The organism is Xanthomonas euvesicatoria, assembly GCF_013112235.1.
GTDB classification, from domain to species: Bacteria; Pseudomonadota; Gammaproteobacteria; order Xanthomonadales; family Xanthomonadaceae; genus Xanthomonas; species Xanthomonas euvesicatoria.
Map to the genome: position 1 here is coordinate 4200880 of NZ_JABFFS010000001.1, position 24896 is coordinate 4225775.

Genomic DNA, 24896 nt, shown 5'->3' on the forward strand with positions numbered 1-24896 from the left:
CCAACGGGTAGAACGCGCATCCCGCTGCGACGCCGTCGCTGCGCTGGCCACAAGCGCAGGCTACGCAAGACCCGCAAGCACCAGCTGCAATGCGGTGCGATCTGCAATCGCGCCTGCATGCAAGCCTCAACAAAACTCAACGCACGCGCCCCCTGGTGATGGGTCCGCTTATGCTCGGCGTTTATCCCAGCCACTGGCGCCCATGTCACACACCAAGACCTCCACGCTTGCCCTTGCCCTGCTGGTCGCCCTGGCAGGCTGCCAACGCGAAGCGCAAACCAGCAGCAGGCCGGAAAAAACCGCGACCTCGGCACCTGCAGCGACAGCGGACGCGAAACCTGCTTTCGACATCGGCGAACTGGATGCAGCTACCAACGCGTGCCAGAACCTGGACGATTTCGTCAATGGCCGTTGGAAAAAAGCCAATCCCATCCCGGCCGACCGCACCAGTTGGGGGGTCTCCGACGTGCTCGTGGAGAACAGCCTGACCACCCAACGCCAGATTGCCGAAGACGCCGCAAGGCAGGCGGACACCCAAACCAATCCTGTCGCCCACAAGATCGGCATGCTGTATGCCTCGGGCATGGATGAAGCGGCCATCGAAGCGGCCGGCGACCGGCCGATCAAGCCACAGCTCGACGCCATCGCCGCGCTGACCTCAGGCAAGGAGGTTGCCGATTACATCACGCATCGTTTTGCCGAAGGCGATGCGCAGGTGTTCGATTTCGGCGCACGTGCGGACTTCAAACATGCCGACAGGCAGATCGGGTTCGCGCAGGAAGGTGGACTGGGCCTGCCGACCAAGGAGTACTACGTCTCTCCCGAATACGCGCCCATTCGCGAGGCATATCTGGCTTACATCGCCAAATCCTTCGAGCTCACCGGCAGCACCGCAGACGCCGCCAAGGCACAGGCGAGCGAGGTCCTGGCGCTCGAAACACGGCTGGCCGCGGCCTCGCTCACACGCACCGAGGCGCGTGACCCCAGGAACCAGTATCACTTCGTCAGCACGGCCGAGGCCGACAAACTCACGCCGCACTTTGCATGGAGCAATTTCTTCGCCGTGCAAGGCATCGACAGCGGTGCCGGCTTTTCCCTATCGCAGCCGCGGTTCTTCGCCGAATTCGATCGTCAGCTGGCGAACGCGCCGATCGCCCAATGGCAGGCCTATCTGCGCTTCCACACCATCGACGACGCCTCCAAGCAGCTCAGCAAGGCCTTCGTCGACAACAACTTCGCGTTCTATGGCAAAACGCTGTCCGGGCAACCCGAACAGCAGCCGCGTTGGAAGCGCGTATTACGCACGGTCAATGGCGCAATGGGCGAAGGGCTGGGGCAGCTCTACGTCGCCAAGGTGTTCACGCCGGACGCCAAACAGCGTGCCAGCGACTTGGTGGACAACGTGCGTGTTGCGCTCAAGGCGCGCATCGAGAACGTCGACTGGATGAGCCCGGAAACCAAGGCCAAGGCCATCGCCAAGTGGCAAACATTCCTGCCCAAAATCGGCTATCCCGACACCTGGCGCGACTGGTCGGGGCTGGAAATCGTGCCTGGCGCGTATTACCGCAACCTGCAGGCAGCAGCGAAATTCAATTATCACTACGACATCGCCCAGATCGGTAAGCCCACCGACCGGATGCGCTGGCAGATGACCCCGCAGACGGTCAATGCGTATTACGACCCCAGCACCAATTCCATCAATTTCCCGGCTGGAATTCTGCAGCCGCCGTTCTTCGACGCCAGTGCGGACGACGCCTTGAACTACGGCGGCATCGGCGCGGTGATCGGGCACGAAGCCACCCACGGCTTCGACGATGAGGGTCGGCAGTTCGACGGCGCCGGCAACAATGTCGACTGGTGGACACCGCAGGATCGCAAGGCCTTCGAGCAACGTGCCGAGCGACTGGTCAAACAGTTCGATGCCTACGTGCCGCTGCCCGACCACCCCACGGTGCACGTCAATGGCAGGCTCAGCCTGGGCGAAAACATCGCCGACCTGGGCGGTACCAACGTCGCCTACGATGCGTTGCAGGCAGATCTGCGCGCGCATCCGGAACGCGCCGTCGCGATCGACGGCTACAGCCCGGATCAACGCTTCTTCCTGAACTATGCACGCAGCTGGCGTGGGCAGACGCGCGAACAGCAGCAGCTGGTCTACCTGGCAAGCGACCCCCATGCGCCCGACAACCTGCGCGCCATTGCCCCGCCCTCGAACATGCCCTCCTTCGCCAAGGCATTTTCCTGCAAGGCCGGCGATGCGATGGTGCGGTCAGAAAAAGACCGTGTGGTGATCTGGTAAGCCTGCACAGGCGACGGCTGCAAGCGCTTCCAACACGGTGGCACCCGGTACAGGCTCGCACGCGCGGGCCTGTCGCATTCATGCAAGCGGCCGGCACCGAACACGAACCGGCGCGCGCGCCTGCCTGCGCGGCACGCAGCCTTGCTAAACTCCGCCGACTTCAATCTGGCCACCCTTCTTCTCGATGCCCACCATTCGTCCGCTTGCCCTCGCTCTTGGCTTCAGCCTGATCTCGCTGCTGTCCGCCCCCGACGCCGACGCCGCTCGCAAGAAGAAGGCCGCAGCGCCCAAGGCTCCGGCCGTCTCGGCGGCCTGCACCAATTTCTACGACTACGCCAACGCCAGCTGGCTCAAGGCCACCCCCGTGCCGCAGGCCGGCGCCGTCACCGCGCTGGGTCAATTGTCCGAGCGCGCCCTGCAGCAGCAGCGCGAGTTGCTCGATGCATCGATGAAGTCCCCGCAGGGCAACGTGCAGAAGCTGCTCGGCGATTTCTGGGCCAGCGGCCTGGACGAAGCGGCTGTGGAGAAGGACGGCTCCAATCCGATCGCCCCCCTGCTCTCGCGCATCGACGCGATCAAGAAGGCCAAGGATGTGCCCGCTTCCATCGCCGCGTTGCATCAGGTCGGTATTCCGGTCGGCTTCAATTTCGGCCCGGACGTGGACCTGAAGGCGCTCGATCGCCATATCGGCTACTTCATGCAGGGCGGCATGGGCCTGCCCGACCCGGCCTTCTACACCCGCACCGACGCCGACACCCAGGCGCTGATGGGCCGCTACCGCGCGTACGTCAAGCAGATCCTGGCGCTGACCGGCACCGCTGCCGACAAGCTCGACGCCGACGCCGCCTCCGTGCTGCAGATCGAAACCGCGCTGGCGCGTAGCGCGCAGTCGGTGCAGGGCATCAACAACCCGTTCAACAACTACGCACCGATCGCCACCAAGGAACTGGGCAAGCAGTACAAGAACCTGCGCCTGGCCGACTTTCTGGAGGCGCAGGGCGTCAAGGACGACCTGGTGTCGATGGCCGACCCGGCCATGTTCAAGCAACTCGACAGCATGATCGTCAGCATCAAGCCGGACCAATGGAAGGCCTACCTGCGCTGGCGCGTGGGCGATGCGATGGCGCCGTACCTGTCCAAGAGCTTCCACGATGCCGAATACCAGTTCCGTGGCCGTCTGCTGCGTGGCGATGCGGTGCTGCCGCAGCGTTGGCAGCAGGTGCTGGACGCGATCAACGTGGCCGCCGGCCCGATGCTCGGCCGCGAGTACGTGGCGCGTTATCTGAGCAGCGACACCCGTCGCCAGGCCGAAGCCATCGCAGACCAGGTGCGCGATGCACAGCTGGCCGCACTGGAGCGCACCGGTTGGGGCAAAGGCGAGGTGGTGGCCGAAGCCAAGGCCAAGCTGGCCGCGATGAAGATCGAAGTCGGCGCGCCGCGACGCGACCTGGATTACACCGTGCAGCCGATGGGGCGCGGCAGTTTCGGCGGCAATATGCTGATCGCCTCGACCTGGCGCCACCGCGAAGAGATGAAGCGCATCGGCAAGGGCAACGCCGACCGTCGCTGGGACGTGCTGCCGCAACAGCCGGCGGTGGCCTACGACATTGCGCAGAACCGCCTGATCGTCACTGCCGCCGTGTTGCAGGCGCCGGTGTTGACCACCGGCGGCACCCAGGCCGCGCAGTACGGTGCCTACGGTGCGCTGGTCGCACACGAGATCACCCGTGCGATCGATGCCAAGGGCTCGCTGGTCGATGCCAAGGGCGAATTGCGCAGCTGGTGGACGCCGGCCGAAAAGGCGAGCTGGACCATGCTGACCAACAAGGTCGCCGCGCAGTTCTCCGCCTACCCGTACCCGGGCGTGCCCAACGCCAAGGTCAATGGTGCGCAGACCGCCGAAGAGAACCTGGCCGATCTGGCCGGCGTCGAATTGGCCTGGCAGGCGTTCAGCAAGGCGCAGCCGGCAGCCACCGAGGCCGACAAGCAGGCCTTCTTCACCGCCTGGGCCGGGCTGTGGGCACAGCAGTTGTCGCCCAACGAGGCGGTGCAGCGCGCAAGCGCCGACATCCGCGCACCGGGCCAGTGGCGCACCAATGGCCCGCTCTCGAACCTGCCCGAGTTCGGTGCAGCGTTCAGCTGCAAGGCCGGCCAGCCGATGCAGCGCGTGGATGCCGAGCAGTTGAAGATCTGGCGCTGAGTCAGGCGCCAGCAAGTCGCTGGCAATCAGCACGCAGTGGCAGGCAATAAAAAAGAGCGCGGACTCCGCGCTCTTTTTTTGTGCCTGGCATTTCGCCCATCCGTTGCTTACCTCAACGCGCTCTTCGTAGGGGCGGCCCGGCCGAGATGAAGCCTTGCCGGTAAAACCCCATCGCGGCCAGGGTCGCTCCTACGGAGCAGCGTGGATCTCAACGCACCACGCGCAACGGCGGCTTGCGCTTCCCGCCGCCCTTCCTTCCGCCGCTGCCGCCGAATGGCGACTGGCCGCGCCAGTAGCGGATCATCAGCCAGCCGAACAGCATGCCGCCCAGATGCGCGAAGTGGGCCACGCCAGGCTGCCAACCGGTCGCCCCGAGCAGTAACTCGATCGCGCCGAACACGATCACGAAGGTCCGCGCCTTCATTGGAATCGGCGGGAACAGCAGCATCACGCGCTGATTGGGGAACAGCATTCCGTAAGCCAGCAGCAAACCGAACACGCCGCCCGATGCGCCGACGACCGGCGCACCGCTTTGCGTGAACCAGGCCATCAGCAACTGGCACAGGCCGGCGCCGGCGACGCACACGAGGTAGTAGGTGAGAAAGCGCTTCTGGCCCCAGGTCTGTTCCAACGGCGCGCCGAACATGAAGAGCGCCAGCATGTTGAAAAATAGATGGTTGAAGCCGCCATGCAGGAATGCGTAGGTCAGCAGCTGCCAGGGCATGAAGCTGGCACCCGGCGAAAACGCATCGAAGCCGTTGGACAGCGGCCACAACATCAGCCACGACAACACGCTGTCCGATGGCAACACGCCAGCGCCCAGGTCGCCCACCGCCCATTGCAGCAGGAACAAGCCGATGTTGGCGATCAGTAATGCTTTGGTGACGGGCGGCAATTGAGGCATGGCGGCTTCCTTCGGAATGCTGCCGATGATAACGGCAGGCTTATGAAGGTCCCCACACGGCCGCATCCAGCCGCTGCGCGGCGCTGGCCCGGCGCACACGGCCACGTTCCACCTGGACGCCCTCGTCGCGCAGGCGCTGGCATTGCTCGCGGTAGCCTGCCGAGCCTTCGGGCAAGGCAATCCGGCCGTCGCTGCGCAATACGCGGTGCCAGGGCAGCTGCGGGTCGTCGTTGCCGCTGAGCACGCGTGCCACCAGTCGCGCACGGCCCGGCAGGCCCGCGCGCCGGGCAACTTCCCCATAACCGGCGACCTCGCCCACGGGAATTGCGCCGATCGCCTGAAGAATCCGCAGCCGCGCCTGCTCGCCGGACCGTGACGCGCCCTTGGAGCCTGCGCGCGCAGGCGGGCTGGCGCTGCCGCGCGGTGTTGGATGGCGAGATGTGGGCATCGCACAAGCATGCCAGCTGATGAGCGTGCGTGTGCGGATCGCCCTGCACGCGAGGGGAAAGTTGCAAGCCCTCTCCTCCCGGGAGAGGGCTTGAGGTGCGGGCGCAGCAAAGCAAACCGCCGAGGACACGCAATCAGTCGTCGTTTGTTCGTGGATAAAGGTACAACCAAGCTTGAACATCAGGTCGCGTTGGATCGATGCGTCGCTTGTACCAGACCCTCACCCCAACCCTCTCCCACAGGGACAGAAGCTCGGTCCATTCTTCCATCGAGACACTGGGGGACCAGGTGGCGCGCAGCGCCGGATGAGGCTACGGCTGCCACTGGCTATCCCAGCCTGGCATTGATCAAGGCATCGCCTCATGCGCCGCCACGCGGCAACCCACCGTCGATGGCGACAGCGCCCCCCTCAATGCATCAACACAATCTCTTCAGACGAAGTGGGATGAATCGCCACGGTCTCCTCGAAGTCCCGCTTGGTCGCGCCCATCTTCACCGCCACCGCAAAGCCTTGCAGCATTTCGTCGGCGCTCTCACCCAGCAGATGGACACCGACCACACGTTCCTCCTCGCCCACGCACACCAGCTTGAACAGACTGCGCTGCGGCGCGTCGGCCAGCGCGTGCAGCATCGGGCGGAAATTGCTGCGGTACACGCGCACCGCACCGTTGTACCGTGCACGCGCCTGTTCTTCGGTGAGCCCGACATTGCCAAGCGGCGGGTGCGAAAACACCACGCTGGGCACGTTTTCGTAGTCCATGCGCGCATCCGGTTGGTGACCGAACAGGCGATCCATCAGCTTGCGCCCTGCCGCAATCGCCACCGGCGTCAGTCCGACCTTGCCGCCCACATCGCCGATGGCGTGAATATTCGGCACGTTGGTGGTCTGCCCGTCGTCCACCACCACTTCGCCCTTGTCACCAAGCGCAACGCCCACTGTGTCCAGACCCAGCCCGGCGGTATTGGCGCGGCGACCCACCGCAAAAAACACCTTGTCGAAGACGTCGTTGCCCTGCTCGCGCGGATGCACGCAATGACCATGCACGCGCAACGCACCGTGCAGATCGCGCTCCAATGCGGTGGTGGTGAAACCGAAGTGCAGCCGCACACCCAGATGGCGCAGGTTGTCGGCCAACTGCAAGGTGAGCTCCGCATCGAAGCGCTCCAGCAAGCGCTCGCCCTGCACGAACAGATGCACGCGACTTCCCAGGGCCTGCAGCAGCCCGGCGATTTCCACCGCGATATAGCCACCGCCGACAATCGCGACCTGCTCGGGCGCATGGCAGAGATTGAAGAAATCGTCGGAGACTTCGCCATGTTCTGCGCCCTCCACGTCCGGGCGTAACGGGTGTGCACCGGTGGCGATCACGATGTGCTCGGCGGTCACCGGTACGCCGTCGCTGCCCATGAGGGTATGGCGGTCCTGCAATACGCCGCGTTGCGGGATCAGGACCACGCCATCTTCGTTGAGGCGGCGTCGATAGCTGGCGTGGATGTTGGAGATGTACCCCTGCCGATGCGTGACCAGCTCCTGCCAGGCCAGCGTCGGGCGCGGCACATCGAATCCCAGCGCGCTGGCCAACTCGACCTTGCCGGCCAGATCGGCTGCCAGCCACATCGCCTTCTTCGGCACGCAACCGAGATTGACGCAGGTGCCGCCCAGTTCGTCGGGCTCCATGATCGCCACGCGCGCGCCATGTCTTGCTGCGCGAAATCCAGCCGCGAGGCCGCCGGAGCCGCCACCCAGAATCACCACGTCGTAGTCGTAACGCGCACTCATGCGAAACGCTCCGCCCGGTAAGGATGCGGGTCCAGCGCAGGTACGCGGCCCGTGATCAGGTCGGCCATCAATTGTCCGCTTGCAGTGCTCATGCTGATGCCGAGCATGCCATGCCCGGCTGCGAGCCAGACGTGAGGATGGCCCGGCACCGCGCCCAGGACCGGCACATCGTCCCAGGTCATCGGTCGCCATCCGTACCAGCGATCGATCACCGCAGGCCCGCATGGCGCCTGCAGATATTCGGCCGCTGCACGCTCCAACGCAGCCAGGCGTGTGGCATTGAGCTGCGTATCGCGCCCGGAAAACTCCATCGTGCTGCCGATGCGCAGGCGGTCGCGCCACGGCACCACGAACACCCAGCGGTCCTTCAACACCACCGGGCGGCGCGGCATCAGATGCGGCGCGCTGTAGGTAATCGAATAGCCCTTGCCGGCCTGCACCGGCAGGCGCAAACCAAGTTGCGCCGCCAGCACCGGCGACCATGGCCCGGTTGCGATCACCACTTCGCGCGCAGGGCGCTTGCCGTGCTCGGTCTGCACGCAGCTGCCAGCTCCATCGGGCACGATTGCCTGCACGCGGCAGTGCGCATCGATCACCACGCCACGTGCGCGCAGCACCCTCGCAAGCTCCGCGGTGTACTGCTCCGGGCGCAGATGGGCATCGCCCGGGAAGTGGATCGCACCGGCGATCCCATCGCGAAATGCGGGATCCTGGCGTACGTAGTCCGCACCATCGATGACCTCTGCCCGGATCCCCCACTGCGCCAGCAGCGCGCATTCGTCGCGGTATTGCGCAAAGCGGCGCGCATCGCCGAACACGTAATCCAGCCCGTCGTTACGAAACTCGCACTCCAACCCGTACCGCGCCACCCACGCGTCGAAGCGCTGCCGCGCGTCGTGCAACAACGCCGCGCGCGCCTGTGCACTGGCCTGCCAATCGCGTGAATTGCAGCGCCGCGCAAAACGCAGCAGCCAGCGCCACAACCCCGGATCCAGACGTGGCGGGATATACAGCGGCGCGTCCGGGGTGAACATCCATTTCAGTGCCTGCGCAATCATGCCGGGCGCCGCCAGCGGCGGTGCATGGCTTGGCGTGATGGTGCCGCAATTGCCGTAGGAGGTCGCCGCACCGGGCGCACCGGCATCGAGCACGCGCACCTGCCGGCCCGCTTCGACCAGTGCCAGCGCGGTGGCCAGGCCAATCGCGCCCGCACCGATCACCACCACATCATCGCGGCTGCCGTGCATGCAGGCGCTACCCGGCGCGCCCAGCGCCACGCCACATCGGCGGCATCTGCAGATAGGTCGCGCTGCGCCATAGCCATTCCATCGGTCCGAAGCGGAACCAGTGCAGCCAGCACCGGCTCAGCTGCACCTGCAGCGCGAACAGTGCCAGCGCGAACGGCAGTTGCCACACCCGCGGCAGCTGTTCGAAATAGCCCAGCCCGTAGCCGTAGAAGATGCCGGTGCAGACCAGCGATTGCAGCAGGTAATTGCTCAATGCCATCCGCCCCGCCGGCGCAAGCCATGCCAGACGCGGTGCCAGGCGCACCACCCATGCGGCGTAGCCCAGGCACATCAACGGCCCTGCAATCAGCGACAGCGCGAAGGCGCCGGACAGGCGCAGGTCCAGCCGCGCCGGATCGATCCACGGCTCCAATGCATAACTTGCCAGCATCACGCCCAGCCCGAGCGGCAACACGCCATGGCGCAGCGTCGCAAACAAACGGGGGAAGCGCTCGGGCGCGGCGATCGCACCGCTGCGCACGAACCAGCTACCGAACAGGAACATGCCGAGCATGGCCGGGCCATTGATGCTGAGCCCGGTCATCGCCTGCTGAAAGTCATGCCAGCGCTGCACCGTCGCCTGCAGGTAGGTGCCGCTGCCGAATGCGGCGCGCTGCGCCTGCACATTCGCCAGCGCCTGCTGCGCGGCGTCGGCCATCGCCGCTTTCCACTGCACCGTCGCGGCAGGATCGGCCTGCGCCAACTCGCCTGCCACCCCATACAGCAGGGTCAGCCCGGGTGCGCACAGGTACACCAACGCAGCGAACCACGGCAGCGTCACGGTCGGCACGTTGCGCGCACTGAGCAGCAGCAACGCCAGCAGGGCATAGGTCACCAGGACATCGCCGGACCACACCAGCAGCGCGTGGGCAAGCCCGATCGCCAACAGCCCGAGGGTGCGGCGCAGATACAGGCCGAAGAACGCGCGCCCGGCCTGCGCGGCGCGCTGCGCCATCACCGCAAAGCCCATGCCGAACAACAGCGAAAACAGCGTGTAGAACTTGCCTTGCACGAACACGTAGACCAGCGCATCGGCAACCCGGTCGGCGCCATGCCAATGCGGCTCCACGCCGGTCATGGCCAGATCGAGTGGCCCGACAAAGGCTTCGATGTTCATCAGCAGGATGCCCAGCAGCGCCACGCCGCGCAGGACATCCAGCACGACGATGCGCTCGGTCGCAGCAATGGGAAGCAGCACGTCGCGGGATGTCATCACGGCTCAGGCAACCATATACGGCGGCACGCGCCGCAGAATGCAAACGGCCCGCCGATGGGGCGGGCCGTCAGGAACAGCAATCATGCACGCGCCGCGGCAAACCGCACGGATGGGCCGACATGCGCGTGGAGTGCATGCGCCAGCGCAGCGCCGGATGACCGGCCTACGTCAGTGGCGCGCAGGCGTCCCACCCGTCCAACCGCCATGCGAGCGCGTGCCCCACCCTTAGTGGTGATGACCGCCGTCGCCGTGCACATGGCCGTGGTCGCGTTCTTCTGCGGTGGCTTCACGCACTTCGACGATCTCCACGTCGAAATGCAGATCCTTGCCGGCCATGGGGTGATTGAGGTCCACATCGACCACGCTCATGCCGACTTTCTGCACCGTCACTGCGCGCGGGCCGAAGTTGGTCTGCAGCACGACCTGGGTGCCGGGCACCAGCTTGGTGGCGCCGAAATGCTTCTTGGGCACGCGCTGGCTCAGGCCTTCGCGGTATTCGCCGTAGGCGTCGGCGGCCTTGACGTCCACGCCGAAGCTCTCGCCGGCCTCCTTCCCCATCATGGCCGCTTCCAGGCCCGGGATGATGTTGCCGTGGCCGATCATGATCGCCAACGGGTCACGCTCCTTGGAGCTCTCGATCGGCTCCTGGCCGATCTCCGAAACGGTGTAATGGAAGCGGACGACGCTGTCTTTTTCGATCTTCATGCCTGGCTCTGAATGGGCTGCCCGGTGGCAGACGGTTGAGGACGGCTTGTCGGCCGCCGGGTGCGCCGCCATCATGGCGACCTTTCGAACCGCCCATTATCCCGGCTCCATGCATATCACGCCAGTTTTCGCCGCCCGCCCCCGTTGCGCCGCGGCCAGCCTGTTGCTGGGCCTGCTGCTCCTGGGGGGCTGTTCGTCGCACACGCCGGTTCAGCGCCCGGCCGCGCCACCGCCGACAACGCGCGTGTGGCCGCAGGTAACGCCAGCCGACCCGGCCGCCGCCAACAACATCCTGATGCGCGCGCTGGGGTTGGTGGGCACCCCGTACCGGTTCGGCGGCAACACGCCAGAGACCGGGTTCGACTGCAGCGGGCTGGTCACCTATGTCTACCGGGATGTATTGGCCCTGGCGCTACCGCGCACCTCCCGCGAACTGGCCGCAATTCAGGGCCCGCGCATCCCGCCCGAGCGACTTGCCACCGGCGATCTGGTGTTTTTTGGCTCCGGCGGCAACGTGACCCACGTCGGCATTTATGTCGGTGAAGGCCGCTTCGTGCATGCCCCTACCACGGGCGGTACGGTCCGCCTGGATTTCCTTGATGGAGCTTACTGGCGTGACCATTATTCAGGTTCGAAGCGGGTTTTACACTGAAATGTGACGTAGATCACAAGTCATAAAACGGAAAGTTAACTTTTTTTGAACGTAACGATTCTTTCACCAGGGCATCATCTCGCATCGACAGCAGAACTGTGATTCCCGCGTGACGAACGACGAACAGATCAAAACTGGCGCCGCACCGCTTCCGCCCCGGAAACCGCTCCGCCTGCTATGCGCCACCGCTCTCTTGATTGCAGCACTTCCCGCATTCGCGCAGACCGCCAGCAGCACGCCATCCGCTCCGCAGACGACCACGCCTGACAGCGCCGTCGCCGCCGAGAAAGCCGCAACCCGCAGCCGCGCCGACGCCGCTGCCACTGCAACACTGGCCGCCCTGCTTCCGCATCTGGCTGCCAACGATGCCATTCCGCTGATGGACCGCTCGGCAATGTTCGCTGGCGATCTCAGCCGCCTGCTTGCCAACTACGACGTGTCGCAGAGCGCAGCCAATGCGGCCCAGAACGCCGTGGCCGACAGCCGCGTGCAGGTGATCCTGCAGCGCGCCATGGCCCTGCTCGGCACCCCGTATGTGTGGGGCGGCGAGTCCACCGAAGGGTTCGATTGCAGCGGCTTGGTCGGCTATGTGTTCAAGACTGCACTCGGCATCGATCTGCCGCGCGTCTCGCGCGACATCGCCCGCGATGAATCGGCCGAACTGATCAAGGACCCAAGCGCGCTGAAGGCTGGCGACCTGGTGTTCTTCGGCAAGCGCGGTCGTATCGACCATGTCGGCCTGGTGGTCGGCGACGGCAAGTTCCTGCACGCGCCCAGCCGCGGCAAGGACGTGCGCGTGGATTCGCTGGCGAGCGGCTACTGGAGCGAGAAGTTCATCCAGGCGCGTCGCGTGCTGTAACGCTCGGTTGCCCGGACTCAGTCAAGCAAGGCCGCGACGATCTCGCGGCCTTTTTGTTGTGCGGAACCCGGCCGCGACGTCCGTGTGCGACTGCGCATGCTCTCGGCGCCTATCGGCCCGCGTGCCAGGCGCACCAGGAGCCACGCTGGCCGCACCGCATGCGCTTTCATCGGGCCAGACGACCTACCCCGTACGCGGCTTACTGCGAAGTGTCGGCCTTGTACCGCGCCATGGTGTCCTCGATGCCCTTGCTCAACTCCATCACCTTGAGCGCATATTCGGCCAGGCGTTGATCTTCCGGGGTGTCGGGCCGCCAGGACGGCACTTCGACCGGGGTGACCCCGTCCGGGTCCATCGCCACGAACACGATGATGCAATGCGTGCACAGGCGCGAATCGCCTCCCATCGGACTGCGCGCGCGTACGTCGATGGCCAAATGCATGCTGCTGCGGCCGGTGTAGACCAGCTTGGCCGACACCGCCACCAGATCGCCGATGCGCACCGGCGCCACGAACCGGATGCCGCCCACCGCCACGGTGACGCAGTAATGCCCGCTCCAACCGCTGGCGGCGGCAAAGCCAACCTGGTCGATCCACTTCATTACCACGCCGCCATGCACCTTGCCGCCGAAGTTGACGTCGCTGGGCTCGGCCAGAAAACGAAATGTCAGATCACGCTGTTGGCCAATCACCGCCCGCCCTCGTCAATGGATGAGCTGGAAGTGTGCCATGTGAAGCTCGTCGTACCCGCGACGCGATGGCCATACCGGTCGACGTGAGCGCCTACGAACATCGGCCGGCACACCCCTCGTTGCCATTGCTGTCCATCAGCGAGTGCCGGATGCCTTGAAATTCACATGCGAGCGTGAGCAGCGTCATCGCCAGATCGCCCGACGCACACTGCCCGGCGTCATCAGACAACACCCACAAGCACACTCAACCGCCAAGCACCCCAGGGTTGTCCCGCTTGCGCAGACACAGCCATGGGAAATGTGGCTGCGACACGCTGAGCGCCTTTCGCGCACAGGCACTCCAACAACGCGGGTCGAACAACCACTGCACCGCAAAGCGCTCGAACGTCGCGTAGGTATGCTGGTGGTAATGCGCGGCCAGCTCCGGGACGCCCAGCTCGGTGAAGTAGCGCAGGCTGCGTGCGGCACTCTCCTGGCCGCGTTGCGGCGTGGCGTAGAGCGGGCTATCGAGAATATGCAGCTCGCCATCCTCGCGCAGATGCGCGAGCAAACGCTCGATCAACGCGCCAGGATCAGCAAAATATTGCACGCAGGCGGGTAGCACGATGATGTCGAATACGTCGCGCGGTAGTGCCACGGTCTGGATGTCGCCAGCGATGAAACTCAGGCGCGCCGCATGGCCGAATACGCGTGCGGCCTGGGTGAGCTCGGTGCGATTGACGTCGATGCCGCAGACCTCGCGTTGCAGCGACTGCGCCAGCAAGTGCGATAGCCAGCCATTGCCGCAACCGAGTTCGAGGATGGCGCCCTCGCCGGCATGCGTGCCCAGGTGCTGCACCAGCAAACTGCTCGACAGCGCGCGCACGCGCCATTCCAGCGTTGCCCCCAGTTTTCCGCCCGGACGCGGCAGGCTGCGCACCTGCGCATCGGTGTACAGCCGGCCTTCCTTGCGCCGGATCTCCAGATAGCGCGTCTCGAAGGGGTCGTCGGCCAAGCCGCGCTGCACGAACACGCCATCCATGCGCTGCAGCTCGGGCAGCTGCTGCAGCCGTTCGCGCAGGAGTGGAGATTCGGCACGCATCAAGCCGCCTCAGCGCAGTGGTCTGGCGCTGTCGGCCGGCGGTTCTTCCAGTCCCACATTGGTGGAGGCGGAGTCGTAGATGCGCTTGTCGAGCAGTCCGGTTTCCTTGGCCACCAGCACCGGCACCAGCATCTGCCCGGTGACATTGGTCATGGTGCGCATCATGTCCAGGATGCGGTCGATCGCATACAGGTAGCCGATCACTTCCAGCGGCAGATTGGCCGCACTCAGCACCACCGTCGCCATGATGACGGCCGTGCCCGGTACACCGGCCGTGCCGAAGCTGCCGAGCACCGAGGCGATCAGCACCACGAAATACTGGTTGGCGGTCAGCGGCACGCCGGTGTATTGCGCGATGAACACCGCGCACAACGCCGGAAAGATCGCGCCGCAGCCATCCATCTTGATGCTGGCGCCCAGCGGTACCGCGAATGCGGCGTAATCCTTGCTGACCCCCAGGTTATGCGTGATCGAACGCATTGCCACCGGCATTGCCGCAAAGCTCGACGAACTGACGAACGCCACCTGCATGCCAGGCGCGGCACCGCGGAAAAACTTCCACGGGTTGAGCCCATGTGCGAGCAACAGGCTGCTGTAGACCACCACAACGTGGATCGCGCAGGCCACATACAGCGCCAGGACGAAATTGCCGAACGGCAGCAGTTTCGAAAAGCCGTAGCTGCCGACCAGGCCAGCGATCAGGCCAAAGGTGCCGAGCGGAGTCATTTCCAGCACGAAGCGCGTCACCTGGATCATGATGTCGCTCATCTGCCCGGTGAGCTTGCGCGCCTCGGCCACACGCTCGCCGAGCTTGACCATCGCAAAGCCCAGCAACGCGGCGAAGAAGATCACCGGCAGGATCGAGCCACGCCCCGCCGCCAGCACCGTTTCGCCGGCCGCGTTGGTCTTGGTGCCGATGCCGGTCAGTGCGTAGAACGGATTGGACGGCACCACATCCAGCAGCACCTGGACCGGGCTTGGCACATCGCGCGGCTTCCAGGCCGAATCCACGCTCAGACTGAAATGGCCGGCGCCCGGCTGCATGATCGTGCCGACCGCCAGGCCCACGCCCACCGCCAATGCTGCGGTGATGACAAACCATAAAAACGTGCGTCCACCGAGTGCGGCAACCGACTTTTGCCCGTGCAAGGACGAGATCGCATTGATCACCGCGAAGAACACCAGCGGGATGGCGATCATCTTGATCAGCGTGACGTACAGGTCACCCAGGGGACCGAACCACACATCGGCCGCCGGGCCCATGGCCCAGCCGACCAGCGCGCCGAGGACGAAGCCGGCCACCACGCGTTGCCAGAACGGAATGCGCAACCACGCCGCAACCAGTTTCATGTCGTCGAATCTTCCGGGGGGAAAGTGCATGCACCATAGCCCAGGGCTGCCCTGCCCGCGAGACCACCGCTGGAACAGCGCTGTGTCATCGGTGTGACACCACCCAGCGCGGCATAATGGGGATTGATTCAGCCACGAGTTCGATGCCGATGCGTTACCGCCTGCCTACCCTCGCCGCCCTGACCACGCTGTGCGTCGCCGCCTGCGCCTCCACGACCGGCAGCAGCACCTCCGCACCCGCGTCGGTCCGCGTGGAGGTACCGCCGGTGGCGCACCCGGCGGGCGAAACCCCGCAGTGGTGGTACCGCTCGGGCGCCGCCCGTGCCGCCGGCAACGGCGCCATGGCCGGCAAGGCGCGCAACGTGATCCTGTTCCTGGGCGATGGCATGAGCCTGACCACGGTCGCCGCCGCCCGCATCCTGGACGGCCAGCGCAAGGGCGGGCCGGGCGAAGAAAACCTGTTGTCGTGGGAACAATTCCCCGCCACCGCTTTCAGCAAGACCTACAACACCGACTCGCAGACGCCGGATTCGGCCGGCACCATGACTGCGATCACCACCGGCGTGAAGTCGCACATGGGCGCGATCGGGGTCAGCAGCGGCAACCGCAGCGACTGTGCCGACAGCTTGAACAAGGGCCTGCTGAGCTGGCTGCAGCTGGCCGACAGCGCCGGCATGGCCACCGGCATCGTCACCACCACGCGCCTGACCCACGCCACGCCGGCGGCAACCTATGCGCATTCGCCGGACCGCAACTGGGAAAACGACACCGACCTTCCCGAATCGGCGCGTGCTGCCGGCTGCCAGGACATCGCCCAGCAATTGCTCTCCACCGCCCGCTACGGCCGAGGCCCGCAAGTGGTGCTGGGCGGAGGACGCAGCCAGTTCCAGAGCGTGCAGGAGCGCGACCCGGAATACGACGACAAGGTGGGCCTGCGCCTGGACGGCCGCGATCTGGTGGCCGAATGGAAACAGGCGCACCCGCAGGGCGCTTATGTCTGGAACGAGCAGCAGTTGCAGGCAGCGTCCGGTGCACCGGCGCTGCTGGGCTTGTTCGAGCCGGACCACATGCAGTTCGACCACGACCGCAACCGCACCCCGCAGGGCGAGCCCAGCCTGACCGAGATGACCCGCACCGCGATCCAGTCGCTGTCGCGCGACCCGAATGGCTTCGTCCTGATGGTCGAAGGCGGCCGTATCGATCACGCCAACCACGCCGGCAACGCCTACCGCGCACTCGACGAAACCGTGTCGTTGTCCGATGCCGTGCGCGCTGCCGTGCAGACTGCGCCAGCGGACACGCTGATCATCGTCACCGCCGACCATTCGCACACGCTCAACTTCGTCGGCTACCCGGTGCGCGGCAACCCGATCCTGGGCAAGGTGCGCGGCACCGGCGGCGAAGAAGGCGACCGCAGCCAGCTGGCAACCGACCTGGCCGGCCAGCCATACACCACGCTCAGCTACGCCAACGGTCCCGGCTACACCGGTGCCAGCAATGCGCAGCCGGCCGGCCCCAAGAAATATCCGCACGAACCCAGCAGCAGCGAGCCGGCTGCCGGCCGCCCGGACCTGACCCACGTCGACACCGAGGCACCCAGCTACATGCAGGAAGCGCTGGTGCCGACCAAATCCGAAAGCCACGGCGGCGAAGATGTCGGCATCTGGGCCACCGGCCCCGGCAGCGCGGCATTCCGCGGCACGCTGGAAGAGAACGTGATCTACCACGTCATCGTCCAGGCCACCCCGCGCTTGCGCGAGCGCCTGTGCAAGGCAGGCACCTGCGATGCCGCCGGCGTGCCGGTGGAATTGCCCAGGCCGGCCACCTTCGAGGCTGCGGTCAAGCGCTGATGCGCGGGCGGCGCTGCGGCGATGGCGGGCGAGCTGGCGCGTGATGCGGTTGCCGCATCGCCGCTCGACCTGCCCGCCTGGCGTCGCCACCGCCATGTGCAATCGCGCCTGCGAACAGCCGCAGTCCCCAGCCGTTGGTGTGGTGCTCGGATGGGCCGTAGCGGAACGATGCGGTGACCGCGCACGGCAGCACGTTGCAGCCCAGACTGCAGCTGCGCACGGTTGTTCGCGCTACGGGGCGCCGGGAACGACGGAATCGTCGATGGGTCCCAGGCAGAGAACACCCCGGGCAGGCGGCCGACACGCAATCACGCAGCAGGGATGGCATCTGCTCGCCGAGCGCGCAGGAGCCGCTGCGAGATTGCGCCTATGCTGACCGGCACCCCGCTCCTGTTGCCAGCCACCCCGCCCGGCCCGGTGCTGCTGGCCTATAGCGGCGGGATGGATTCCAGCGTGCTGCTGCATCTGCTGGCGGCGACGCCACGCTATCGGCACGCAGGATTTCGCGCGCTGCATGTGCATCATGGGCTGCATGCCGATGCCGATGCCTGGGCCGCGCATTGCCAACGCACCTGCGACACGCTGCAGGTGCCGTTGCAGATCGTGCGGGTGCAGGTGGCACGCGACAGCGGTCTTGGGTTGGAAGCGGCAGCACGCCACGCGCGCCATGCGGCGTTCGCGCAGGCGCTCACTGCTGGCGAATGGCTGGCGCTGGCGCACCATCGCGACGACCAGGCGGAAACCTTCCTGCTGCGTGCGCTGCGCGCTTCCGGCCCCGAAGGCCTGGCGGCGATGCGGCCGCAGCGCCCATTCGCCAGCGGCACGCTGTGGCGCCCGATGCTGGCGCACGCCCGCGCCGATCTGCTCGCCTACGCGCATGCGCAAGGGTTGCGCTGGATCGAAGATCCCAGCAATGCCGACCCACGCCATGACCGCAACTTCCTGCGCAGCCAGGTCGTGCCGTTGCTGCAGCAACGCTGGCCGCAAGCACCCGACGCGTTGGCGCGCAGTGCGCAACTGAGCGCCGATGCCAGCGCATTACTGCTGCAGCAGGACATGGCGTTGTTGCCGAGCGTGCGGACCGCAAGCGGCGCGCTGGATCTGCAGGCATTGCGCGCGCAACCGGTGGAACGAAGGGCACGGCTGTTGCGCGCCTGGGTGAGTGCGGCGCACGCGCCGCCGCTGCCTGCGCAAGGCGTGGCCGCGCTGGAACGGGAAATCGACAATCACGCTGCAGATCGGCAGGCCTGCTTTGCCTGGCAACAGGTAGAAGTACGCCGCTGGCGCCAGTACCTGTTTCTGCATCGCCACGCTGCGGCCTGGCCGTCGGACTGGCACGCGCAGTGGGACGGCGCAGCGCCCCTGCACCTGCCCGACGGTGCGCAGTTGCGGTTGCTCGGCGCACCCGGGCTGCGCTTTGCGCAACCGCTGCTGGTGCGCGCACGCCGGGGCGGCGAGCGCATCGTGCTGCCGCAGCGCACGCACTCGCACCAACTCAAACACCTGCTGCAGGCGCTGGATCTACCGCCGTGGGAGCGCGGGCGCCTGCCGATCCTGTGGGACGGCACGCAGGTGCTCGCCGCCGGCGACTGCATCATTTCCGCCACCTTGGACGCATGGTTGCAGACCAATGCCGCCGCGCTGCAATGGCGCGCGGCTGCCGACGCGAATTGACCCGCCTGCGCGCGCGCCGCACACTTTAGCGATGGCCAAGAAGTCTTTGAACGAAACGTCCCCGGTTGCCCGCTTCGAACAGTCGCTGGAAGAACTCGAGCAACTGGTGCAGAAGATGGAAGTCGGCGATCTGAGCCTGGAGCAATCGCTCACGGCCTACGAGCGCGGCATCGGGTTGTACCGTGATTGCCAGCAGGCGCTGGAACAGGCCGAACTGCGCGTGCGCTTGTTGACCGACCCCGCCCGCCCCGAGCTTGCCGAAGCCTTCGAACCGCCGTCGCTGGACGGCTGAGGTGAGTTCGGCGCTGTTCGACCACTGGATCGCCCGCACCGAACGCAGCCTGGAGGCCGGCCTGCCGCGCGCCACGCATGCACCGCAGCGCCTGCATGCAGCGATGCGCCATGCCGTGCTGGGCGGGGGCAAGCGCATGCGTCCGCTGCTGGTCTACGCAAGCGGCGCTTTGTTCGGCGCTGCTGAGGATCAGCTCGACACGCCCGCGGTGGCGGTAGAGCTGATTCACGCCTATTCGCTGGTGCACGACGACTTGCCGGCGATGGACGACGACGCGCTGCGGCGCGGCCAGCCTACCGTGCATATCGCCTTCGATGAGGCCACCGCGATTCTGGCCGGCGACGCCTTGCAGACGCGCGCGTTCGAATTACTCGCCACTGCCTCTGCAAGCGCCGAACTGCGCGTCAGCTGGATGCAGAGCCTGGCCACTGCTGCGGGCGCGGCCGGCATGTGCGGCGGCCAGGCGCTGGATATCGACGCGACCGGGCAACTGCAGTCGCTGCAGGATCTGCAACGTATGCATGCGCTCAAGACCGGCGCATTGATCCGTGCGGCGGTCCGGATGGGCGCACTCACCGGATGCGCCGCGGCGGCCGACCAGCAGCGTCTGGACGAATTTGCCGACGCCTTGGGCCTGGCCTTCCAGGTACGCGACGACATCCTGGATGTGGAATCGAGCTCGGCGCAGCTGGGCAAGACCGCCGGCAAGGACGCGGCGCAAGCCAAATCCACCTACCCCGCCCTGCTGGGGATGGATGGCGCCAAGGCGAAGCTGGCCGAGCTGGCCGCGCGCATGCACGACGTCCTGCAGCCCTATGGGCAACCAGGCGAGACGTTGGCCACCTTGGGCCGGTTTGCGGTGAACCGCGCGCACTAGGCGCAGTTGCCAACGCCGCTACACCGCAGCGAGCGGGAACGGCCGATGCCCGAATCGATCTGAAGTTTCCCGCGTGCCGCAATGGCGCGCTGGTGGCTCGCGCAGCTACATCTGGACGATTTGCGACATAAAGCGGACGCGCCGGACGCGATTTGCGCACTCCGTGCGCCAGCGCACGGTCAACGTCTGCACCGGAGGCGTGCAAGCAGCGAACTCGGTCACACATTGCAACTTTTCCTGGCTGCATTTGTGTCGTGCGTTGACACATTCGGAGTTGCAGCACATGACCGATCGCACATTTTAAAGCTGAATTGTCGACATCCGTGCTATTTCGGCGGTGTTCATAAGTTCGCTACGAACAAAAATATTCGCAATTGAATAACTTGTCGCGTCCGCTCGTCCTGCCTAGGTTTGGCTTGCCCGCATCCGCGGACATCCCCCGATCACACGGAGAGTCACTGGTGAAGAACGTTTTTCTCGCATCGTTTGCAGCAGGCACGCTGGCCGTTGTTGGCGTCCTCGGATCGGCCCAGGCGCAGTCCGTGCGCGGTCCGCTTCCGTTGACCATCGAACTGTCGCCAGTGGCCGACCAGGCTGGGCGTCATCAGGGCAAGATCGCCGTCACCGTCACCAATAACGGCAGCCAGACCGCACGCGTGCCGACGTACCAGCTGCCGCTGAAGTCGCTGGATAACGGCATTCTGGAAGTGAGCCGTGACGGCAAGCCGGTGGACTACACCGGGCGCCTGGTCAAGCGCGGCCTGCCCAAGGCCGCCGATTTCACCATCCTGCAGCCAGGCCAGAGCGTGAAGGGCGAGGTCGATCTGGCCGGCGCCTACGATCTGTCCACCAGCGGCAACTACACCATCCAGGTGCGCTCGGCGCTGCAGTACGCCTCCTTTTCCGACGGCAGCCTGATGAAAGCCGCCAGCGGCGAGCCGGCCGTGGCCACCAGCACCCCGCTCACCGTGTGGCTGGACGGCGTCAACCGTGGCGTACAGCGCCAGCTCGCAGTCGGCCCGACCGCCGTGGTCAACGGCATCAATTACCTCAACTGCAGCACCACCCGCACCAGCCAGATCGCCAGTGCCGTCACTGCCGCGCGCAACTACTCGCAGAACGCGCGCAACTACCTCAATGCCGGCAGCACCGGCGCGCGCTACACCACCTGGTTTGGTGCCTATAACGCCTCGCGCTACAGCCGGGTCAGCTCGAACTTCGTCAACATCGACAATGCGCTGGACCAGAACAACGGCCAGATTACCATCAATTGCGGTTGCACCGACAGTGCCTTCGCGTACGTCTATGCCAACGCGCCTTACGAAATCTATGTCTGCAATGCGTTCTGGAGTGCATCGACCACCGGCACCGACTCCAAGGCCGGCACGCTGGTACACGAGATGAGTCACTTCACGGTCGTCGCCGGCACCCAGGACCGCGTCTATGGCCAGTCCGGCGCGCGCAGCCTGGCGATCAGCAACCCGGCGCAGGCCATCACCAACGCCGATAGCCATGAGTACTTCGCCGAAAACACCCCGGCGCAGAACTGATCGCTCCATCGCCTGATACGACAAAGGCCCGGCATCGCTGCCGGGCCTTTGTTGTTTCCACCGCGCCGATTACTTGATCAGGCGCAGCGCGAACGGGTAACGGTAATGCTCGCCGTTGTTGGCCTTGACTGCGGCCAGGATGCACAGCACCAGGTTGGCAATCCACACCAGCGTCGGCAAGAAGAACAGGATGCCGAACGAGACAATGGTCAGAATGATCGCTGCCACGGTGGCAATGAGCACGGTGATCTGGAAATTCAGCGCTTCCTTAGCTTGATCGGTCGCGAACGGCTTGGACGGGCTGGCGTCCTTGCTGATCAACCAGATTACCAACGCACCGACGAACGAGGTCACGATGCCGAGCAGATGCGCGGCCAGCGCGAGCGTACGCTCCTCCGACGGACTGGTGCCGACCGGTGGCGGTGGCGGTGCGGCGTGCGATTCGAATTCGCTCATCATGTCTCCCCGTGCATGGTTGTGGTGCGGCGGACTATAGCAACGATTCAGCCAGCCACCAGTGCGGAAAGACATGGGTGCGCGGCCCGGCCATGGCTGCAATCGGCCGCGCCATGGCGAAAAAGACCACCCTGCCTTAGTGCGAGCGGGTGCCGCCCACAAGACGCAGAGGGCTTATTCACGCGCGTCGCAAGGTGCGCAGGTAGCGCTCGCACGTCGCGCGCGCGGCCGCAAGATCCATACCCCATTGCGCATATCGCATCGGAGACAGCGGCGGTGACCGTGACCTGCCCGCTTCGGCGTTACGCAGATGCATCGTCAGGTGCGAGCGGCGGCTCGTGAGGCGTGCGCCTACACGACAAGCCGCCCGGAAACCGGCGAAGCCGGCACAGCGGTGCCGCTCAGCTGTCGCCTGCCACCGTCATGCGGGTGATCAGCACCGAGCCGATCTTGACGTGCGAGCGCGGGTCGACATCGCTGCCCACCGCTTCGATGCCGGCGAACATGTCGCGCAGATTGCCGGCGATGGTCAGGCCATCGACCGGGTAGGCAATCACGCCGTTTTCGATCCAGAAGCCGCCGGCCCCGCGCGAATAGTCGCCGGTGACGGGATTGACGCCGTTGCCCATCAATTCGGTGACCAGCAGGCCGCGCGACATGCCGGCAATCATCGACGCCAGATCGCCCGCATTGGCGGTGACCTGCAGGTTGTGGACGCCACCGGCATTGGCGGTGGTCTGCAGGCCCAGCTTGCGCGCCGAATAGCTGCCCAGCACATAGCGCTGCAGCACGCCGTCGGTGATCAGCGCCGAACGCCGCGTCGCCACGCCTTCGCCGTCGAAGGCGGCCGAGCGCAAACCGCGGCGCAGGTGCGGCAGCTCTTCGATGTTGAACCAGTCCGGGAACAACGTGCTGCCGACGCTGTCGAGCAGGAAGCTGGCACGGCGATACAGCGCGCCGCCGGACACCGCGCCGAGCAGGTGGCCGACCAGCGAGCGCGCCACTTCCGGAGCGAACAGCACCGGCAACTGACCGGTGGGCAGCGAACGCGGCTGCAAGCGCGCCACGGTACGCGCGGCGGCATGGCGGCCGATGGCGTCGGGCGCTTCCAGGTCTTCGCGTGCCAGTGCACTGCTGTACCAGCCGTCGCGCTGCATGCCATCGCCCTGCCCGGCAATCAGCGCGCAGCTGATCGAGTGGTGGGTACCGCGCTCGCGACCGATGAACCCGTGCGAATTGGCGTACACCGACAGGCTGAGACCGGTGCTGGCCGAGGCGCCATCGGAATTAGTGATGCGCGCGTCGGCGTCGCGGCCGGCGGTTTCGCAGGCCAGCGCCAGATCCACGGCGGTATCGGCGTCCAGCGCCCACGGATGCCAGCTGTCCAGCTCGGGGAACTCGCGCGCCATCAACTCCGGGTCGGCCAGGCCGGCGGCCACGTCGTCTTCGGTGAAGCGGGCGATCGCGCAGGCCTGCGCCACGGTAGATTCCAGGCTTGAATCCTGCAGGTCGGCAGTGCTGGCACTGCCCTTGCGCTTGCCGAAGTAGACCGTGACCGCAATGCCACGATCGCGCGTGGATTCGACCGTCTCTACAGCGCCCAGCCGCACATTGACGTCCAGGCCGCGCTCTTCGCTGCAGCTGACTTCGGCCTGCGTGGCGCCGGCGGCGCGCGCGCGCTCGAGCAGGCGCTGGGAGATGTCGGTGAGCGCATCCAGGCGCTGCAGGCTGTCGTCGGTGACGCGGATTTCGGAGGAGAGTGCGTTCAATGCTTTATCCTTGGAAACGCGGATCCGTCCGCGAAAGCCCGGCCATCCATGACCGGAATGTTTGAATTCGGTGCGGAGTTGTTCCGCCGACGCCCGGCCGTTCGAGGCCGCAGATGTTTATCAACCAAGTTTCGGGATGTGGTGGCAATGCGCGGACGCGATGAAGAGACCGGTGAATTTCGTGGCGCCAGCCGCAGCCAGCAGCGGCGCGAGGCGCTGGAGATTTTCGACCTGGGCGAAAAGCTGGTGGCGCTGACCCCGGCGCAGCTGGCCAAGTTGCCGGTGCCCGAATCGCTGATCCCGCATATCGAAGAGAGCAAGCGCATCACCTCGCATATTGCGCACAAGCGGCAGCTGGCGTTTCTGGCCAAGCACATGCGCCGCGAGGACGAGCAGACCCTGGCCGCGATCCGCGATGCGCTGGACGCCAACAGCGATACCGCGCGCCGCGAAGTGGCGGCGATCCACCGGGTCGAACGCTGGCGCGAACGCCTGCTGGCCGAAGGCGACGTGGCGCTGGCCGAACTGCTGGAAGCCTACCCGGCCGCCGATCGCCAGCAACTGCGTCAACTGGTGCGCAACGCGATCCACGAACGTGCCAAGAACAAGCCCCCGCGCGCCTACCGCGAGCTGTTCCAGGTGCTGCGGGAGCTGTCTCAAGAGCAGGGATTGGAGCGTGGGGATTCGGGATTGGAAGACGACGAGTCGGCGGCGGAAGGCGACGAGTAAGGATTCACGGAAGCGGCGGCGCAGTCGCCCGGCAGTGATCGCAGACCGGCCCGACTTCCACCGCCAATTCCTGCTGCGACGCATCGAGGTCGACGCGCCGTAAGCGCCAGACACACGGCAACGGACTGCCGCTGCGACGACCTCCAAATCCCGATGCCGCAAGCGCATCGGGACCAGTGCATCGCAAAGGCCTGACGCACTGCTTTGCGCTCCTGCCGCTACGATTCCC

The 24896-nt window shown here is 65.9% G+C and carries 21 protein-coding genes; 10 read left to right on the top strand and 11 right to left on the bottom strand.

What is annotated here, in order from left to right; translation table 11 throughout:
* Window positions 1–202: 202 nt before the first annotated feature.
* Together HLH45_RS18060 and HLH45_RS18065 are read left to right on the top strand one after the other, a co-directional pair.
* The gene (locus HLH45_RS18060) at window positions 203–2299 is read left to right on the top strand and encodes a M13 family metallopeptidase (protein ID WP_008574920.1); all 2097 of its coding nucleotides are present in this window, start codon (window positions 203–205) and stop codon (window positions 2297–2299) included.
* A 184-nt stretch (window positions 2300–2483) separates the two neighbouring features.
* A complete protein-coding gene (locus HLH45_RS18065) occupies window positions 2484–4499 on the top strand; it encodes a M13 family metallopeptidase (RefSeq protein WP_008574919.1) in 2016 nt (671 codons plus the stop codon).
* 208 nt (window positions 4500–4707) lie between these two features.
* Here HLH45_RS18065 and HLH45_RS18070 read toward each other — a convergent pair whose 3' ends face one another.
* The 6 genes from HLH45_RS18070 to HLH45_RS18095 all read right to left on the bottom strand — a co-directional run bounded on the left by HLH45_RS18070 (window position 4708) and on the right by HLH45_RS18095 (window position 10837).
* Window positions 4708–5403 (bottom strand): rhomboid family intramembrane serine protease, encoded by a 696-nt coding sequence (locus tag HLH45_RS18070; protein ID WP_014090553.1) that lies wholly within the window; start codon window positions 5401–5403, stop codon window positions 4708–4710.
* A gap of 40 nt (window positions 5404–5443) precedes the next feature.
* Window positions 5444–5851, bottom strand: a complete 408-nt coding sequence (locus tag HLH45_RS18075) for an MGMT family protein (RefSeq protein ID WP_033478907.1) — start codon at window positions 5849–5851, stop codon at window positions 5444–5446.
* A gap of 408 nt (window positions 5852–6259) precedes the next feature.
* Window positions 6260–7630: a glutathione-disulfide reductase gene (gorA, locus tag HLH45_RS18080; protein WP_008574917.1), complete on the bottom strand. Its 1371-nt coding sequence runs from the start codon at window positions 7628–7630 to the stop codon at window positions 6260–6262.
* Entirely contained in the window at window positions 7627–8907 is a 1281-nt protein-coding gene (locus HLH45_RS18085; RefSeq protein WP_372497667.1) for an NAD(P)/FAD-dependent oxidoreductase, read from the bottom strand. Before HLH45_RS18085 ends, gorA begins: the two co-directional genes overlap by 4 nt.
* The gene (locus HLH45_RS18090; protein WP_008573151.1) at window positions 8885–10129 is read right to left on the bottom strand and encodes a DUF418 domain-containing protein; all 1245 of its coding nucleotides are present in this window, start codon (window positions 10127–10129) and stop codon (window positions 8885–8887) included. Before HLH45_RS18090 ends, HLH45_RS18085 begins: the two co-directional genes overlap by 23 nt.
* Window positions 10130–10357: 228 nt before the next feature.
* The gene (locus HLH45_RS18095) at window positions 10358–10837 is read right to left on the bottom strand and encodes an FKBP-type peptidyl-prolyl cis-trans isomerase (RefSeq protein WP_014090558.1); all 480 of its coding nucleotides are present in this window, start codon (window positions 10835–10837) and stop codon (window positions 10358–10360) included.
* A 109-nt stretch (window positions 10838–10946) separates the two neighbouring features.
* Between HLH45_RS18095 and HLH45_RS18100 the strand changes: the two genes are divergently transcribed.
* Window positions 10947–11489, top strand: a complete 543-nt coding sequence (locus tag HLH45_RS18100; RefSeq protein WP_008573152.1) for a C40 family peptidase — start codon at window positions 10947–10949, stop codon at window positions 11487–11489.
* 109 nt (window positions 11490–11598) lie between these two features.
* Window positions 11599–12348: a C40 family peptidase gene (locus HLH45_RS18105; RefSeq protein WP_017168813.1), complete on the top strand. Its 750-nt coding sequence runs from the start codon at window positions 11599–11601 to the stop codon at window positions 12346–12348.
* Window positions 12349–12547: 199 nt separating this feature from the next.
* Here the strand turns inward: HLH45_RS18105 and HLH45_RS18110 are convergent, their stop codons facing one another.
* From HLH45_RS18110 to HLH45_RS18120, 3 genes are all read right to left on the bottom strand, one after another.
* The gene (locus HLH45_RS18110; protein WP_014090559.1) at window positions 12548–13039 is read right to left on the bottom strand and encodes an acyl-CoA thioesterase; all 492 of its coding nucleotides are present in this window, start codon (window positions 13037–13039) and stop codon (window positions 12548–12550) included.
* A gap of 244 nt (window positions 13040–13283) precedes the next feature.
* A complete protein-coding gene (locus HLH45_RS18115; protein ID WP_008573155.1) occupies window positions 13284–14120 on the bottom strand; it encodes a class I SAM-dependent methyltransferase in 837 nt (278 codons plus the stop codon).
* A gap of 9 nt (window positions 14121–14129) precedes the next feature.
* Entirely contained in the window at window positions 14130–15470 is a 1341-nt protein-coding gene (locus HLH45_RS18120) for a dicarboxylate/amino acid:cation symporter (RefSeq protein WP_029819779.1), read from the bottom strand.
* 143 nt (window positions 15471–15613) lie between these two features.
* Between HLH45_RS18120 and HLH45_RS18125 the strand changes: the two genes are divergently transcribed.
* The 5 genes from HLH45_RS18125 (at window position 15614) to HLH45_RS18145 (ending at window position 21713) form a co-directional block, all read left to right on the top strand.
* On the top strand, window positions 15614–17320 hold the full coding sequence (locus HLH45_RS18125) for an alkaline phosphatase family protein (protein ID WP_031423379.1): 1707 nt from the start codon (window positions 15614–15616) through the stop codon (window positions 17318–17320).
* 369 nt (window positions 17321–17689) lie between these two features.
* Window positions 17690–18994 (top strand): tRNA lysidine(34) synthetase TilS, encoded by a 1305-nt coding sequence (tilS, locus tag HLH45_RS18130; RefSeq protein ID WP_033478698.1) that lies wholly within the window; start codon window positions 17690–17692, stop codon window positions 18992–18994.
* Between the two features lie 31 nt (window positions 18995–19025).
* Window positions 19026–19286, top strand: coding sequence for an exodeoxyribonuclease VII small subunit (locus tag HLH45_RS18135; protein ID WP_003486852.1), 261 nt, complete (start codon window positions 19026–19028; stop codon window positions 19284–19286).
* Between the two features lies 1 nt (window position 19287).
* On the top strand, window positions 19288–20163 hold the full coding sequence (locus HLH45_RS18140; protein ID WP_031423384.1) for a polyprenyl synthetase family protein: 876 nt from the start codon (window positions 19288–19290) through the stop codon (window positions 20161–20163).
* A 461-nt stretch (window positions 20164–20624) separates the two neighbouring features.
* The gene (locus tag HLH45_RS18145; RefSeq protein ID WP_008573158.1) at window positions 20625–21713 is read left to right on the top strand and encodes a M35 family metalloendopeptidase; all 1089 of its coding nucleotides are present in this window, start codon (window positions 20625–20627) and stop codon (window positions 21711–21713) included.
* Window positions 21714–21782: 69 nt separating this feature from the next.
* On the opposite strand, the gene HLH45_RS18150 is transcribed toward HLH45_RS18145, so the two are convergent.
* Window positions 21783–22244 carry a DUF4870 domain-containing protein gene (locus HLH45_RS18150; RefSeq protein ID WP_014090566.1) on the bottom strand — a complete coding sequence of 154 codons (462 nt, stop codon included), beginning with the start codon at window positions 22242–22244 and terminating at the stop codon, window positions 21783–21785.
* Window positions 22245–22570: 326 nt separating this feature from the next.
* The gene (gene pmbA, locus HLH45_RS18155) at window positions 22571–23938 is read right to left on the bottom strand and encodes a metalloprotease PmbA (protein WP_033478700.1); all 1368 of its coding nucleotides are present in this window, start codon (window positions 23936–23938) and stop codon (window positions 22571–22573) included.
* A 147-nt stretch (window positions 23939–24085) separates the two neighbouring features.
* Between pmbA and yjgA the strand changes: the two genes are divergently transcribed.
* Complete coding sequence (gene yjgA, locus HLH45_RS18160; RefSeq protein ID WP_008573162.1) at window positions 24086–24667, top strand: ribosome biogenesis factor YjgA; 582 nt, start codon at window positions 24086–24088, stop codon at window positions 24665–24667.
* Window positions 24668–24896: the final 229 nt, after the last annotated feature.

Coding starts and splice junctions, on each gene's coding strand:
- HLH45_RS18060 (WP_008574920.1), top strand. CDS start 203: ATGTCACACACCAAGACCTCCACGCTTGCCCTTGCCCTGCTGGTCGCC.
- HLH45_RS18065 (WP_008574919.1), top strand. CDS start 2,484: ATGCCCACCATTCGTCCGCTTGCCCTCGCTCTTGGCTTCAGCCTGATC.
- HLH45_RS18070 (WP_014090553.1), bottom strand. CDS start 5,403: ATGCCTCAATTGCCGCCCGTCACCAAAGCATTACTGATCGCCAACATC.
- HLH45_RS18075 (WP_033478907.1), bottom strand. CDS start 5,851: ATGCCCACATCTCGCCATCCAACACCGCGCGGCAGCGCCAGCCCGCCT.
- gorA (WP_008574917.1), bottom strand. CDS start 7,630: ATGAGTGCGCGTTACGACTACGACGTGGTGATTCTGGGTGGCGGCTCC.
- HLH45_RS18090 (WP_008573151.1), bottom strand. CDS start 10,129: ATGACATCCCGCGACGTGCTGCTTCCCATTGCTGCGACCGAGCGCATC.
- HLH45_RS18095 (WP_014090558.1), bottom strand. CDS start 10,837: ATGAAGATCGAAAAAGACAGCGTCGTCCGCTTCCATTACACCGTTTCG.
- HLH45_RS18100 (WP_008573152.1), top strand. CDS start 10,947: ATGCATATCACGCCAGTTTTCGCCGCCCGCCCCCGTTGCGCCGCGGCC.
- HLH45_RS18115 (WP_008573155.1), bottom strand. CDS start 14,120: ATGCGTGCCGAATCTCCACTCCTGCGCGAACGGCTGCAGCAGCTGCCC.
- HLH45_RS18120 (WP_029819779.1), bottom strand. CDS start 15,470: ATGAAACTGGTTGCGGCGTGGTTGCGCATTCCGTTCTGGCAACGCGTG.
- HLH45_RS18125 (WP_031423379.1), top strand. CDS start 15,614: ATGCCGATGCGTTACCGCCTGCCTACCCTCGCCGCCCTGACCACGCTG.
- tilS (WP_033478698.1), top strand. CDS start 17,690: ATGCTGACCGGCACCCCGCTCCTGTTGCCAGCCACCCCGCCCGGCCCG.
- HLH45_RS18135 (WP_003486852.1), top strand. CDS start 19,026: ATGGCCAAGAAGTCTTTGAACGAAACGTCCCCGGTTGCCCGCTTCGAA.
- HLH45_RS18150 (WP_014090566.1), bottom strand. CDS start 22,244: ATGTCTTTCCGCACTGGTGGCTGGCTGAATCGTTGCTATAGTCCGCCG.
- yjgA (WP_008573162.1), top strand. CDS start 24,086: ATGCGCGGACGCGATGAAGAGACCGGTGAATTTCGTGGCGCCAGCCGC.